Here is a 14,407-nt window from a genome sequence, read left to right as displayed (position 1 = left end):
TCAGCAAACGACGTCCGCGGCCGCTCTTCGAATTGCAACTCATTTCTGGCCACGCTTTCCGCTATTTGTAGGGATCGGCCGCGTCGCGCAAGCCGTCTCCTAAAAAGTTGAACGCCAAAATGACCAAAATTACCGGGACCATCGGGAAAAGGAGCCACGGGTAAAATGCGATGACGCTGACGTTCTTTGCCTCCGTCAGCAGAATGCCCCAACTTGTGATCGGGGGGCGAAGACCGAGCCCCAGGAAGCTCAGCGCGGTTTCGCCAAGGATCATGCTGGGGATCGAAATCGTCGCCGTCGCGATCAGATGCGACATGAAGCCTGGTATAAGATGACGCGCAATAATACGCGGCGAGCTTGCACCCATCAATTGTGCAGCAAGTACATAGTCCTCTTCGCGCAAAGACAAGAGCTTGGAACGAACTGCGCGTGCCAGTCCGGTCCAATCGAGAATACCGAGGATGATGGTGATGCCGAAATAGACGATGATGGGGCTCCAGGTCACCGGCATGATCGCCGCTAGCGCCATCCACAAGGGCAGGCTCGGCAACGACTGCAGCACTTCGATGACCCGTTGGACGAGAAGGTCGAAAACACCGCCATGATAGCCCGCAAGCCCGCCGATGACGATCCCGAGCACGAAGCTGATGGCGATGCCGATCAGTCCGATCGTTAGGGAGATGCGCGCGCCATAGATGATACGGGACAATACGTCGCGACCCAGTCGGTCGGTGCCGAGCAGGAACATTTGGCCGCCGACGGCGGGGCAGACCAGATGGATGTTCGCGTCCACTAGACCCCAGAAGCGATAGGCGTCGCCATGACAGAAGAAGCGGATCGGCTGCACGTCCTCAGTCTTGTCGGTATAGATCCGCCGCAACGTATCGAGATTGAGCGTCATCTTGCGGCCATAGACGAAGGGGCCGACGAATTCGCCGTTGTTGAAGAAATGCACCCTCTGCGGTGGCGAATGAATGTATTCGACATTGCGGGTATGCAGGCCGTAGGGCGCCAGGAATTCCGAAATCAGAATCATGGCGTAAAGCAGCAGCAGGAAGATGCCGGAGGCGAGAGCAAGCTTGTGCCGCTTGAACTTCCACCACATCAGCCGCTTCTGCGAGGCCTGGTAGTAACGCGCCTGACCGGCCGACATGGCCTCGAACTGCTCCGGATCGAAGGCGGCGGTTGAAACGTAATGCTCTAGCGGGGCGCCTGGGCGCGGCAGGGGTGCGTTCACTTTGTGCTCCTGCCTTGCAAGCGGATGCGGGGATCGAGGAAGCCGAGGGCGATATCGGAGATCAACACGCCGATAACGTTCAGGAAAGCGAGGAACATCAGGAACGAGCCGGCGAGATACATATCCTGGCTTTGCAACGCCTTGATCAGCATCGGCCCGGTCGTCTCCAGAGACAGCACGATGGCGGTGATTTCGGCGCCGGAAATGATCGACGGCAGGATCGAGCCAATATCGGCGACGAAGAAATTAAGCGCCATGCGCAGTGGATATTTCACCAGTGCCCGGAGCGGGTGCAACCCCTTCGCGCGGGCGGTGATGACATATTGCTTCTGCATTTCGTCGAGCAGGTTGGCGCGCAGGCGTCTGATCATGCCGGCGGTGCCAGCAGTGCCGACGATGATGACGGGAATCCACAGATGCGAGAGGATCGAGCGCGCCTTTTCCCAGCTCATCGGCTGCGATAGATATTTCTGATCCATCAGATGGCCGATGGTGACGCCGAACCAGATATTGGCGAAATACATCAGGATCAGCGCCAGCATGAAATTCGGAATTGCGATGCCGAGCAGGCCGAGGAAAGTCAGGCCGTAGTCACCCCAGCTATATTGATGGGTGGCGGAGTAGATGCCGATGGGGAAGGCGACCAGCCACGTCAACATGATCGTCGTCATCGAAACAAGGATCGTCAGCCACAACCTGTCGCCGACGACCTCCGAGACCGGCAGTTGATATTCGAAGGAATAGCCGAAATCGCCATGCAGCATGCCGGCGACCCAATAGACATATTGCAAGGCAATGGGCTTATCGAGCCCGTATTCGTGGCGAAGGTCCTGGATCTCTTGCAGATTGGCACTCTCGCCCTGCGCGCGAAGTTCGGCGATCTGGCTTTCGAAGAAATCGCCTGGCGGCAACTGGATGATGGTGAAGACCAACATCGAGATGACGAGCAGCGTCGGAACCATCACCGCAAGGCGCCAAAGGATATATTTAAACACGCGGTTGATCCTCCTTCAGCCAGAAGGTGTCAGGCATATAGACGCCGAGATAGCAGGTCGGATCGAAACCGTAGAGCGCTTTTTCCGGCACATTCTGCAAACGTGACGCACGCACGACCGGCTGCAGCGTGCCATTGATCAGGCCGATGGAAAAGACCTGATCGGTATAGATCTCCAGCATCTGATGCCAGATTCCGGCCCGCTCGAAGGATGAAGTCGACTCGCCCCATTTTCCCAGCAGCTCGACGAGCTTCTTGACCTCCGGCAGATCGGGTGCCGTGCCCTGAGTGCCGCGGGAGAGATAATACATGCCCCAGAGCGGCCATTGCATCTGGTCGTCCATGGTCGGCGCAAGCTGGCCGGGATTCATGTCGGCGGTCGCCACTCCATTGTCGAGGCCGTACCAGATCGACATCATGACGCGCCCGCCCATGGCGCGGCTGCGGAAGATATCGCGCTGCGATGTGCGGGTGAAGAGCGCGATGCCGACTTTGCGCCAGTGGTCGATGACGAGCTCCAGCACATCGGTGTCGAGGGTGCTTTCGCCGGCGGTCTCAACGGTGATTTCTGCCCGTCGACCATCCGGCAGCAGGCGAATGCCGTCCGCATCGCGCTTATCGAGGCCGGCGGCATCGAGCAAGGTGTTGGCCTGGGCCGGATCATGGGCGATCCAGGCCTTGGCATATTCCGGCTTATAGAGCGGGCTTTCCGGCAGCACGGTGTCGGCGCTTTCGGTGCCGAGGCCATAGAAAACCGCCATATTGATCTCGTGGCGGTCGATAGCCAGCGACAAGGCGCGGCGCACTCGCACGTCGCACAACACCTGCCGCCAGACTGGATCGGCGCTATTGAGGTTTGGCATCAGCGCCACGCGCGACCCGCGCGTCGCCTTCCAAAGATTGACCTTGATCGGGTAACGTTTCTCCGCGTCCCGCAGGAAAGTGTAGTCGTCGAAATCGATACCGGTCGCCTGCAGATCGCTTTCGCCGGTGCCGGCCTTGGCCGAAATGATCGCCGATGAGCTGACGTTCAGAACAAAGCGATCGACATACGGCAATTGCTTGCCGTTTTCATCGATGCGATGGAAATAGGGATTGCGTTCAAACACGAATTGCTCGGCCGGCGGTGCGGTCGTGTTGTGCCAGGGATCCAGCACCGGCAGCTCGGGATTTTCCTGACGATAAACGCGAGCCATCTTGATGTGCAGGTCAGCGACTTTCTTGACGCGATACTGCTTCATCAGCGCCGAAAGGCGGATATCGTCCTGATATTTCGGATGGAACTGCTTGAGATAATGGCTGGGGCCGACCAGCACCAAGGCCTGCGGCGCGGCAAGGTTTGGCAGGAAATACGGATTGGGCTGGTCCCAACTATAACGCACCGTCAGCTCATCGATGACTTCGAAGCGCGGCAGATCGCCGTGCGGGCGCAGTTCCAGCGCGCCTCCGCCCGGCGTCAATTTCTTATTGAGAATGACGTCTTCCCACCAGTAACGGAAATCGTCTGATGTGAACGGATGGCCGTCCGACCACCTATGACCCTCACGCAGCTTGAAGGTGAAAATACAGTCGTTTTCCACCGTGTAGGATTCGAGAATATCCGGCTGCAGCGTCAGCGTCTGATCATAACCCACCAGACGGGCATAACCGTAGACATTCATAAGACGCAGATCGTTCTGGCCGCCGATGAGCATGCGTATCGAGCCGCCATAGCGGCCGGGCTCGCGACCGAGTGCGGCGAGATTGATGATACGGGGCATCTTCGGCAGGCGCTGCGCCAGCGGCGGCATCTGGCCGGCCCGCAGCCAGTCGTGCAGGAAGTCGGGTTCATTGTCGGCATCCGCCGCGACAGCCGGCAGCGGCAACACGGAAGATGCAAGAAAACCGAGAAAGGTTCGACGGGTTACCACGTGCGTAATTCCTGAACATCGGCGCCGCGGCGAGCGCGCACGAAATGACCGCCGCCAAGATCGGCGTAGGCGAGGTCACCGCCTTCGTCCTCTGCAAATTGCGGTCCCCAACTCTGCTTGGCGGCCGGACCTTCGGCATTCAAGGCGGAGAAATCAAGCGGCCGGTCGAGATCGGGGAAGGGGACTGCTGCGAGCAGAGAGCGGGTGTAGGGATGGACAGGATCGCGCAGGATGATCTCCCGCGGCGCGATTTCGACGATGCGACCGCGGGCCATGACGGCGATGCGGTCCGCCATATAGTCGACGACGGCGAGATTGTGCGAGATGAATAGATAAGTGAGGCCAAGTTCCTTCTGCAAATCCTTGAGAAGATTGAGGATCTGCGCCTGAACTGAGACGTCGAGCGCCGAAACGGGCTCGTCGAGGATCAGGAGCTTCGGCCCGAGCGCCAGGGCGCGGGCGATGCCGATGCGCTGGCGCTGGCCGCCGGAAAAGCTGTGGGGGTAGCGGCTCAAATAATGCTGGTCGAGCCCGATCGCCTGCATAAGTCCCTTGACCTTCTCCTTGCGCTCACTGCTGTCGCCGTGCTCATGGATTTCAAGGGGTTCGCTCAGAATATTGCGGATGGTCATGCGCGGTGACAGGGATGAAACCGGATCCTGGAACACCATCTGGATCTTGGTCCGGAGCTCCATGAGATCGTCGCCCTTGACGGCCAGCACATCGATCTTGCCGTCGCCGTCGTCGAACGTCACCGAACCGTCATCCGCGCTGACGGCGCGCATCAAAATCTTGCTGATCGTCGTCTTTCCGCATCCACTTTCACCGACGAGACCCAGACATTCGCCGCGGCGGATGTCGAAGCTGACATCGTCGACGGCGCGGAACTTCGTGCCCGCCCGCCGTCCGAACAGCCCCCTTCCTTTCGAGGTATAGGTCTTGGTGAGATTGCGCACCGAGAGCAGCATCTGCGCGGCGTCGCCGTTGGTCTTGGCCGATTTCTTCTTGCCCGAGAACGTGCCGATATTGACCGGCACGTCGCGAAGCGATTTCAGCCGCTCCCCGGGTTTCATGTCGAAATGCGGCACCGCCGACATCAACGCCTTCAGATATCGATGCTGTGGCTGGCGGAAGATCGTATCGACCGGTCCGACCTCCATGATCTCGCCATGATAGATGACCACGACCTCGTCGGCCATATTGGCGACGACGCCAAGATCATGGGTGATCAGCAGTATGGCCATGTTGAACTTCTGCTGCAGGTTGCGCAGCAGGCCGAGGATCTGCGCCTGGATCGTAACGTCCAATGCCGTCGTTGGCTCGTCGGCGATGAGAAGCGCCGGATTGCAGATCAGCGCCATGGCGATCATCGCGCGCTGACGCATGCCGCCGGACAGTTCGAACGGGTACATGTCGAAGGTGCGGTGCGGGTTCTGAAAGCCGACGAGGCCCAGCATCTCCTCGGTCTTTTCGCGCTGCTCGGCCTTGCTGATGGCCGGATTATGGATGCGAAGCGCCTCGCTGATCTGATTGCCAACCGTATGCAGCGGCGAGAGCGAGGTCATCGGCTCTTGAAAAATATTGGCCATACGCGCGCCGCGAAGCTGGCGCATCTCCATGCTGTCGCGTGGCAACTGCAGAACGTCGGTTGTCACGCCATCGAGCGGATCGGTAAAAAGAATGCGGCCCGTTGCCTTAGCCGGTGTCGGCAGGATACCCATGATCGACTGGCTGATGATCGATTTGCCGGAACCGGACTCGCCCACCAGCGCCGTTACCTTACCGGGAAGCACCCGGAGATTGGCGCTTTTGACCACCCGCAACTTGTCGCCGTAGATCGAGAACGAGACGTCGAGGTTCTCGATACGCAATAAATCAGTCCCTGACGCCATACTATAGTAGTTCCCGCTTACACGACCTTATGGCCCCGTATGGCACACTAACGTAGCCCATAACGGGTGTCCAGTTAGTCAAAGGGCTGTGCATCAACCGTTAAAAAACTGTCGCTTTTCCAGTGATCTATAGGAGGATGCTCAACTATGAGCTCCTGAATGTCACTGGATGAACTTCTCGACTTGCTGGCGGTTCTCGAACTTCTTGGCATCCCGGTGCAGCAGGATGACCTGTTCCGCCTCCGACAAGCCGTCGGCGGCCACATCATGAAAGACTTCCGTCGTCCCATTTGCATCGGCTATGGCTTTCGGATGTACGACCGTGAAGCGTTGGCGGACGCCGCGCAATCTCTCTTCGCCGAGCGTTACCCATTCGCCGCCGGTGTAGCCCGCAAAGGCCTGGCTTGCGACCACCTCCGTCGAATACTTTTTGGTCAGCGATTGCAGCCGCTGCACTTCATTGACGGCGGCGCCGAAGGCGGAGAAGGTCAGGCGATCCTTCAGCCCGACATTGCCGAACATGACATTGCCGACATGCAGACCGATGCCGTAGCGCACTTCGCTGAGGCCCCGCGTCTTGCGATCCTTGTTGAGGGCGGCAACACGGCCCTGCGCATGGAAAACGGCTGACAGTGCCGCCTCGCAGGCGACCTTGGAGGGGTCCTTGTGCCGCCCGCAGGGATAGACGGCAAGGAAACCGTCGCCAAGGAAACTCAAGATCTCCCCGCCGTTACGGTTGAACGGCGCAGCGATGGCGTCGAAGAATTCGTTCAGCGTATCGATATAGGCTTGGCGCCCTTCTTTCTCGGCATAGAGGGTCGATTGCCGCATGTCGCCCATGACGAGGGCGGCGCGGATCGTCTCGCCGTCGCCGCGGCGGATTTGCCCATTCAGCACGCGCTTGCCGGCGTCGCCGCCGAGGTAGGTGGTGAGCATATTGTTGGCGAGCTTGCCAAGCACCGCCATCTTGGCGGCCATGGCAAGATGATTCTGCATGCGCATCAGCGCGCCGATCATCTCCTCACTGAAGCCGCTGATGCTGTCGGTTGACCATGAGCCCATCATGCCCTGGGCGGAACCGGCGCCGAAGGTCTGCACGAAGGCGATATAGTCGGTGATCTTTTCCTTGCGCAGGTCCTCGAAGACGGGAAACTCCAGCGGCCCGTCGACATCGACGCGACGGCGCAGGTGCAGGAGATTGTTGGAGAGCAGATAATAATAGGGGCTCTGCACGAAGCGCTCCGGCTTGTCGTTCACATGCCGATAGCCTTCGATCGTCAGGCCACCGGCGCGGCGCCAAGTGAAGCCGAGGGCATCATAGAGCGGATGCAGCATCGAGAAGGTCAGGTGCACGCGGGCGATCGGCAGGCCTGAAGCGGCGATGCGTTCGCAAAAGCCGCGAACGATGCTCTCCAGATTTTCGCCTGTCAGCGCCGACTGTGTCAGCCATTCGGCGACCTTGTCGAGAAAAATATCGGAAACACTCGAATGAACGGTCATCATCCCGTGGCCTATTCCTTGCAATCCCAAATGCTCCGACCCGGCAACGCGCCATCTACCAAATGATATGGGCGCGGCGTTAAGGTCGTGTCCAAGCATTTTGGCACAGGTCGAATGAGCGAACCATGCAACAGACGACGGCACATTTCCCAGAAGGTTTGAGTTTTGCCGGCGCCGTGAAAAATTTGCTGCGCCTTCTACGCGTCCTGGTGGACACATGGCACAACAAAAAAGGGCCGCCAGAACTGCCGGCTCTCGTTTTGTTCTTGTTTAGATAAGCCTCTCATGCCGCTGAAACAATGGCCAAAAACGATGCGATCCAAGAAAATTTTCCCATAGAGAAGAACCTCATGGTGTGCCGGGCGAGGCCAGCGGTGCATCCAACGCCGGGGAAACGGCGGCACACAACTTTTCCCGCAATGCCATAGCCGCCATCGCATAGCCGCCGCTGGCCCCGTCGATGAAATGCATGTGATCGCGCATCAGCGGCGTCGGCACGAAACATGTCATCAGTGCGCTTTGCTGCCGATGCAGGCCGTAGCGGCAGACGCCTGCGGCTTCGGCCTCGCGCAACCGAGCTTCAATCCGGGAAAGATGCGCGGCGTCCACGTCGATGGTCATCTTCAGGCCATCGTCGAATTTGCGAAAATCGGAATTTGCGGCAAGGTCACGCCGGTAGATCTTGGCATCGAAGGTTGCCGCGCGAATGCCGAACTTGTCGAGGATATAGATGACAACGATCTGGGCGGCGATCGAAAGTTTCCGCAGCCAGCGATTGGCGACCGACGCCGTTGCGCGGGCCTCGATATCGGCGCCTTCGAAGGCAAGTGCCGGTGTCGGCCCTTCGACCGGCACGGGATGGCCGCCGCGGTTCTGCTCCATGGAAATGGCGATGATATCGGCAACGAGGCGTTGGAATTCGGGGCCGTTGCCGGCAGCATCGGGAACGGCGATGATCGAGACGATCTCGCCATTATGCGCGTCGATCGGATTCCATCGGCAGGAGAGACCGGTCAGATCCGGCCGCGTCTCCTGTGGCGCCGCTTCGACCGCAAAGCGTCCCGCCTTCATCTGCTTTTCCGCCCAGCTCGCGCCGCCGCCGGAAAACATGGCATAGGAGACAAAGTCACTGGGGCTGAAGCGGGCGACCCGCACATCCAGCCCCTCGGCGCGAACGTCCGCCATCGGCACCAGCGCGGTACGCAGGCTGAGCTCCAACTCCTCCGTGACCCATGTCCGCACCGCGGCCAGTGCCTGCCGCACACGATCCTCACCGGAGGGAGGAATGGCCACCAGAGCGCCGTCGCCGCCAAAGACAAAGGGATAGTCGCCATTGTCCAGCGCGTTGAGCACGGCTGAAATCACGCTGGCGCCAGCCATGTTGACGGATTTGTAGTGGCCCGATGCGATCGCCTTGGTCGAGCTGACGATATCGGCCACTGCCAGGAGCCAGTCATCGGGAAGCGGCTGATAATTATTGCTGTCGGTGACGCCTTCGAAATCGGTGAAAACCGGCAACGTACGGAAGAAATCGTCGTTCGATAGATCGGCCATGACATCCCCCTTAAGCGCGCGACGCATATCCCTACAACAACTGCATCGAAAAACCAGCAGGCGGTCGACGCGGTATCATTCGCCATGCTACTCCGGCTGCGGGAGAGACACCACGACGCCAAGGACGTATACGAATGAGCCGCCTGGATAGTTTCATCCGCCGCCTGACCGCACAACGGGATATTCTCAATGCCGTTGTCGATGAGGTCAAAGCGCTGGACGGCCCCGTATTGGAGCTTGGGCTCGGCAACGGCCGCACCTTCGATCATCTGCGCGAGCTTTTTCCGGACCGCCGCGTCGTCGCCTTCGATCGGGCTGCCCATGCATACGGCTCGTCAATGCCGGAGGACGGCAATCTCGTGCTCGGCGAAATCAAGGATACCGCCAGAGATTTCATCGGTATCGGCGCGTCGCTCGCCCATGCCGATATCGGCACAGGTTACGAGGACAAGGACGCGGTGACACTGACTTGGCTGCCCGAAATCATGGCCGGTGTTCTCGCATCGCATGGTCTCGCTGTCAGCGGCCTGCCGCTCGATCATCCCGATCTCGAAGCACTGTCCTTGCCGTCAGGTGTGAAAGAGGGGCGCTATTTCATCTATCGCCGCAGATAGCCGTCAGCGCAGGAACAACACGTCGAACTGGTCGCCTTCGACCGGCAGGTCGGTAACCTTCATCGCCACGCTGCGGTCCTCGAAAAAGACGAGGCATTCGGCGTAATAGCCGGCGAGATCGGCGACGAAGGTGATCGCCTGATCCCGGCCGTAAAAGGTGGGCGTAAACTCCATATAGAGCGGCACTTTGCGGGCCATCAACGCCTGCATCGACCTGACGGCAACGGGCTCGTAGCCCTCGATATCCATCCAGATCAGCCCGATATCGGCGGCCTCGACGCCGGCATCGGCAAGAATATCGGCGACGGGACGGACGGGTACGGAGATCTTTTCGTCACTTGCGCTCTGGCGAAAGACGCTGCTTTTGCCGTGGTTCTTATGGTTCAGGTAGAAATCGAGCTGTCCTTCGCGATCGCCAGCGGCGCAATTGACCGCCGTGACCATATCCTGCATGCCGTTATCGGCGATATTGACGGACAGAAGCCGAAAATTACGCGGGTCCGGCTCGATGGTAACGATATGGCGATACGCGCCGCTTAGGGCGAAATAGCTGGTCTGCGTGCCGATATTGCCCCCGAGTTCGAGCAGCACCGTGCCCTTTCTCAGCAGACCGCTCTCGCGCAGAATCGTCAGCAACCGGTCGACATGGTCGCGCTCGAAATGGCCCTTGCGAAACACTTTACGGCCGATGTAGTCAGCGGGCGAGAAGGTTAGAACATGATCACCGCAATCGACCGTCATCGTCTTCACGCGCGGGCCGATGGCGCTGATCAGGATCTCACGGCCGAGACGTGTATCGAATAAGCGTGTGGCGATGCGATCCCTGATCTTGCGAAGGGTTCGTCTCCAGTACTTGGCGGTCAAAATCTTACGGTCGGACATGGTGGCCATCCCTACACGCCCGAACGGCCTATGCAAAGCGACCGCTCTCCTCCTTCGGAACGATATAGACGCGCAAAGGCTCGCCGCGGCCGCGAACGGCGATCTCCCGGCTTTCGATGCCGGCGATATCGATGCCGGAAAGGGTCGCCACCGGCTCGGAGAAGACCAGGGCGCGGCTGAATTCTTTGGCGACGCTTTCCAGGCGGCTCGCCACATTGACGGTGTCGCCGATCGCCGTCACGTTCTTGACGTTGCCATAGCCCATCGAACCGACCACGGCCAAGCCAGTATGAAGACCGACGACGACTTCGAGGGGGACCGATAGCTCGACTGCCAGCTCCTCGCCGAGTTTGCCGATCTCCCTGATGATCTCGGCGGCTGCTTTGAGCGCCTGCCGGTTGGCTTCCTGCGGCGTGGTGCGCAGGCCGAACAAGGCCATGGCGCCGTCGCCGATAAACTTGTCCATCCGGCCGCCATTACTCTCGATAATACGCCCGACGATCGCGAAATAGCGGTTGAGCAGGAAGACGATATCGAAGGGCAGGCGCGATTCGGTCAGCGTCGTGAAATGCCGCAGATCGCAGAAAAAGACGACGATCTCACGCTCGCGGCCAGGGCTTGCCGTTTGGCTGTAGACGGGAATGTTCGATTCCGCCATCGGCGTCAGAAGGGGCAGGACGCTGACGTTTCCTGTCGGACGTAACTGGCAGGCGAGGCGGACGTCCGGCGTGGCGCCGATGCGGTTCAGCGTCTTCTGTTCCAGCGCTTCGGGCGGCGGCAGATTATCCGCGCCCTCGATGATCTGGACGCGGCAGGTGGAACACTGACCCTTGCCGCCGCAGACGGAGTAATGCGGGATGCCGCCGAGGCGGCTTGCTTCGAGCACAGTAAAGCCGCGCGGCGCATGCACGACTTCGCCGCCGGCATAGCGGACCGCGAACTGATGCTGCCGTTCGCGCAGCCTGCGATGGGTGCGGAAAGCGAAAAGGCTGATGATCGATGCGCTGAAGGCGCCGTAGAAACCGACGCGATAGGGCCATATGGCGCTGACCATCTGCCTGCCGGGTATAGACCCGGCTTCGCCATAGCTGCGCATGTCGCTGTAATAGCCGCCTCGAAAACCGCGTTCGTCATTTTGCGCCGCCTCATGCGACACAGTTCGGCCCATGGCGGCGAAACCGAGCAAAGCGAGAACGGGCAGGACGATGGCGAAAGACAGCATGAGGGGTGCGATAGCCGTATACCAGGAGCGGTATCGCAGCCAGAAATGGATACCGATACAGCCATGGATCCAGACGACCACCAGCACGACCGCCTGGCGCACGCCGTTTGCCGGCGATGTGATCCAGAGACTGTGGACGATAGCGCGGTAATTGTCCTGATAGCCGTAGATATCATGCAGGATGCGCGTACCGATAATGTGGTCGATCAAAAGAACCGGAACCAGCAAACCGGTGACGATCTGGAAGGCCTCGCCGGCCGGCATGACCAGAGTGCGGCGCTTGTAAAGCATGCGCAGGACGAGCAGGATATGAACGATCAGCGCGCCGTAGAGAAGAACGGTGCCCACCGGATTGCGCCAGACGGCCATGAACCAGTGCTGTGCGTGATCGGCGACGCTCAGTGAAATCAGTCCGAGCGAGTGATTCGCCAGGTGCATGATTACGAAGACGAAGATGATCAAACCGGAGCCGAGGCGGAACTTTCGCGCAAGACGATCGGAGATGATGGGTTTTCTCGCCTCGGTGGTCATCAAATCCAGATCATATTGCCCGTTCACAAAAGAACGGAAAGCGGTTATCGCCTAAATCATCTAGCTCCAATGCCGCATGCTGTCGAGGATGCGGCTTTTGAAGCGGGAGCCTTATTGTCAAGCAACCTGTCGGAATTCGGGCAATTTCCGGGCCAAACTATCACGTTTTTGTCAATTATTCGCTTGTGCCATGAAGATCGCCTTCTATGCTCCATTGAAATCGCCCAATCATCCGGTGCCGTCGGGTGACCGGCTCATGGCGCGCCTGATCATCGCGGCCCTGGAGATGGCGGGACATAAGGTCGAGATCGCCTCTGAGTTGCGCAGTTTCAGGCCGACGCCGGAGGACGCATCGTCTGCCGAGATCGCCCGGAAAGCGGCGGAAGAAACAGATAGATTGCTGGAGAAATGGCGGACAGAGCCGCGGCCGGATTTATGGTTTACCTACCATCCCTACTACAAGACGCCCGACCTGATCGGCCCCCCGGTTACGGCGTCGCTCGGCATTCCCTATGTCACCGCCGAGGCATCCTATAGCAGGCGGCATGATGCTGGCGGCTGGGGCGAAAACCAGCGCCTGATCGCCGAAGCCGTACGGCAGGCTGCCGTCAATCTGTGTTTTACCGAGCGCGACCGGATCGGCCTCTTGGACGCCGTTCCCGAGGGGCGCTACGAGCGCTTCCTGCCGTTCATCGATACGGCGCACTTTGGGCCACCTGCCGATGAAGTCGCTCCGCACCGGCTGATAACCGTCGCGATGATGCGGCGCGGCGATAAGTTCGACAGCTATGTGATGCTCGCACAGGCGCTGGAACTGATCCGGGATCGCGAGTGGACACTGACCGTCATCGGCGACGGGCCGATGCGAGGGGAGGTGCGGACGCTGTTCTCCGCCTTCGATGCCGGCCGCATCACCTGGCTCGGAGAGCGTTCAACGCCCGAGATCGTCACCGAGTTGCGGACAGGGGGCATCTATGTCTGGCCGGGCTGCGGCGAGGCCTACGGCCTTGCTTATCTGGAAGCACAGGCCGCCGGCCTGCCCGTAGTAGCGCAGGCAACCGCGGGCGTGCCGGAAGTGGTGATGGATGATGTCACCGGGTTTCTGACACCCGAAGGTGATGCACGAGCCTATGCCGACGCGATTGCGCGTTTGCTGGACGACGACCAGAAGCGGCGGGCGATGGGCAAGGCGGCCCACCGCTTTGTTCATGACGAGCGGTCGTTGACCGCCGCTTCGAAACGACTTGAAGCCATCCTGCGAAAGCATTTGGGAGATTCCTACTATGAGCAATAGAGCCGCATGGCAGCCCCTGCGCAATGAATTGCAGCGCTGGGCCGATGCCGGACGAAGGGCGAAACTATGGTTTCGCGACGACGACGCCGTCGAGCCAACCGGGGCGCTCGACCGGTTGCTGGCGCTTTCGGATCGTTATTCCGTACCCGTCGCCCTGGCTGTAATCCCCGCCCATACCGGCGAACCGCTGGCGACGCGACTGGCAAGCCAGAAAGATTTGACGGTGACCGTGCATGGCTGGACGCATCACAATTATGCGCCGGACGAGGCGAAGAAGCAGGAACTCGGCCCGCATCGCCCGCACGCGATCATCCTCGATGAACTCCGCCAGGGCTTTGACAAGCTGAAGGCGCTCTATCCCCAGCAATTCGCGCCGATGCTGGTGCCGCCGTGGAACCGGATCGACAAGGCGCTGTTGGCCGGGTTGGCCGCTTTCGGATATCGTGCTGTTTCCGTCTACGGATTGGCAAAGCCGGATCAGCCAATCGCGTTGATCAATACCCATGTCGATATCATGGATTGGCACGGGACCCACGGCGGCTGGCCGCATGCCGAGCTGGTTGGCTATCTCGTGCGGGAACTGCAAAACCGCTTCGACGGCAATAGCGAGCCGATCGGCATCCTCACCCATCACCTCGTCCACGACGCCCTGGCGTGGGATTTCATTGCAACGCTGTTCGAAGAGACGGCTGCTCACGCGGCCATCGATTGGCGCCACGTCGGCGACTTCATGGGTCAGCAGCAGCACGCATAATCTTACCCCAAAACCAGTTCGCA

At 59.8% G+C, this 14,407-nt stretch carries 11 protein-coding genes; 3 read left to right on the top strand and 8 right to left on the bottom strand.

What is annotated here, in order from left to right; genetic code table 11:
• Positions 1-61 precede the first annotated feature (61 nt).
• From ACXHXG_RS23385 to ACXHXG_RS23360, 6 genes are all read right to left on the bottom strand, one after another.
• Complete coding sequence (locus ACXHXG_RS23385) at positions 62-1,237, bottom strand: ABC transporter permease (RefSeq protein WP_104826672.1); 1,176 nt, start codon at positions 1,235-1,237, stop codon at positions 62-64.
• Complete coding sequence (locus ACXHXG_RS23380) at positions 1,234-2,232, bottom strand: ABC transporter permease (RefSeq protein WP_104826673.1); 999 nt, start codon at positions 2,230-2,232, stop codon at positions 1,234-1,236. Before ACXHXG_RS23380 ends, ACXHXG_RS23385 begins: the two co-directional genes overlap by 4 nt.
• On the bottom strand, positions 2,225-4,141 hold the full coding sequence (locus tag ACXHXG_RS23375; RefSeq protein WP_457900863.1) for an ABC transporter substrate-binding protein: 1,917 nt from the start codon (positions 4,139-4,141) through the stop codon (positions 2,225-2,227). Before ACXHXG_RS23375 ends, ACXHXG_RS23380 begins: the two co-directional genes overlap by 8 nt.
• A complete protein-coding gene (locus ACXHXG_RS23370) occupies positions 4,135-6,033 on the bottom strand; it encodes an ABC transporter ATP-binding protein (protein ID WP_104826675.1) in 1,899 nt (632 codons plus the stop codon). Before ACXHXG_RS23370 ends, ACXHXG_RS23375 begins: the two co-directional genes overlap by 7 nt.
• Positions 6,034-6,195: 162 nt before the next feature.
• Positions 6,196-7,536, bottom strand: coding sequence for an adenylate/guanylate cyclase domain-containing protein (locus ACXHXG_RS23365; protein ID WP_199773648.1), 1,341 nt, complete (start codon positions 7,534-7,536; stop codon positions 6,196-6,198).
• A gap of 345 nt (positions 7,537-7,881) precedes the next feature.
• Positions 7,882-9,087 carry a DUF3095 domain-containing protein gene (locus ACXHXG_RS23360; protein WP_104826676.1) on the bottom strand — a complete coding sequence of 402 codons (1,206 nt, stop codon included), beginning with the start codon at positions 9,085-9,087 and terminating at the stop codon, positions 7,882-7,884.
• Between the two features lie 134 nt (positions 9,088-9,221).
• On the opposite strand from ACXHXG_RS23360, the gene ACXHXG_RS23355 reads away from it, so the two are divergent.
• Entirely contained in the window at positions 9,222-9,701 is a 480-nt protein-coding gene (locus ACXHXG_RS23355) for a class I SAM-dependent methyltransferase (RefSeq protein ID WP_104826677.1), read from the top strand.
• Between the two features lie 3 nt (positions 9,702-9,704).
• Here ACXHXG_RS23355 and ACXHXG_RS23350 read toward each other — a convergent pair whose 3' ends face one another.
• Both ACXHXG_RS23350 and ACXHXG_RS23345 read right to left on the bottom strand, forming a co-directional pair.
• Entirely contained in the window at positions 9,705-10,583 is an 879-nt protein-coding gene (locus ACXHXG_RS23350) for an FkbM family methyltransferase (protein ID WP_457900862.1), read from the bottom strand.
• Positions 10,584-10,611: 28 nt separating this feature from the next.
• Positions 10,612-12,336 (bottom strand): adenylate/guanylate cyclase domain-containing protein, encoded by a 1,725-nt coding sequence (locus ACXHXG_RS23345; RefSeq protein WP_457900861.1) that lies wholly within the window; start codon positions 12,334-12,336, stop codon positions 10,612-10,614.
• 190 nt (positions 12,337-12,526) lie between these two features.
• On the opposite strand from ACXHXG_RS23345, the gene ACXHXG_RS23340 reads away from it, so the two are divergent.
• Both ACXHXG_RS23340 and ACXHXG_RS23335 read left to right on the top strand, forming a co-directional pair.
• Positions 12,527-13,630, top strand: coding sequence for a glycosyltransferase family 4 protein (locus ACXHXG_RS23340; protein ID WP_457900860.1), 1,104 nt, complete (start codon positions 12,527-12,529; stop codon positions 13,628-13,630).
• Positions 13,620-14,384 (top strand): polysaccharide deacetylase family protein, encoded by a 765-nt coding sequence (locus tag ACXHXG_RS23335; RefSeq protein WP_457900859.1) that lies wholly within the window; start codon positions 13,620-13,622, stop codon positions 14,382-14,384. The genes ACXHXG_RS23340 and ACXHXG_RS23335 overlap by 11 nt, the downstream gene beginning before the upstream one ends.
• Positions 14,385-14,407: the final 23 nt, after the last annotated feature.

The organism is Rhizobium sp. LEGMi-198b (assembly GCF_054114205.1).
The sequence above is the reverse complement of the archived record's forward strand: the minus strand, read 5'-3'. Positions and strand labels throughout refer to the sequence as shown.

Coding starts and splice junctions, on each gene's coding strand:
- ACXHXG_RS23370 (WP_104826675.1), bottom strand. CDS start 6,033: ATGGCGTCAGGGACTGATTTATTGCGTATCGAGAACCTCGACGTCTCG.
- ACXHXG_RS23340 (WP_457900860.1), top strand. CDS start 12,527: ATGAAGATCGCCTTCTATGCTCCATTGAAATCGCCCAATCATCCGGTG.
- ACXHXG_RS23350 (WP_457900862.1), bottom strand. CDS start 10,583: ATGTCCGACCGTAAGATTTTGACCGCCAAGTACTGGAGACGAACCCTT.
- ACXHXG_RS23345 (WP_457900861.1), bottom strand. CDS start 12,336: ATGACCACCGAGGCGAGAAAACCCATCATCTCCGATCGTCTTGCGCGA.
- ACXHXG_RS23355 (WP_104826677.1), top strand. CDS start 9,222: ATGAGCCGCCTGGATAGTTTCATCCGCCGCCTGACCGCACAACGGGAT.
- ACXHXG_RS23365 (WP_199773648.1), bottom strand. CDS start 7,536: ATGATGACCGTTCATTCGAGTGTTTCCGATATTTTTCTCGACAAGGTC.
- ACXHXG_RS23335 (WP_457900859.1), top strand. CDS start 13,620: ATGAGCAATAGAGCCGCATGGCAGCCCCTGCGCAATGAATTGCAGCGC.
- ACXHXG_RS23360 (WP_104826676.1), bottom strand. CDS start 9,087: ATGGCCGATCTATCGAACGACGATTTCTTCCGTACGTTGCCGGTTTTC.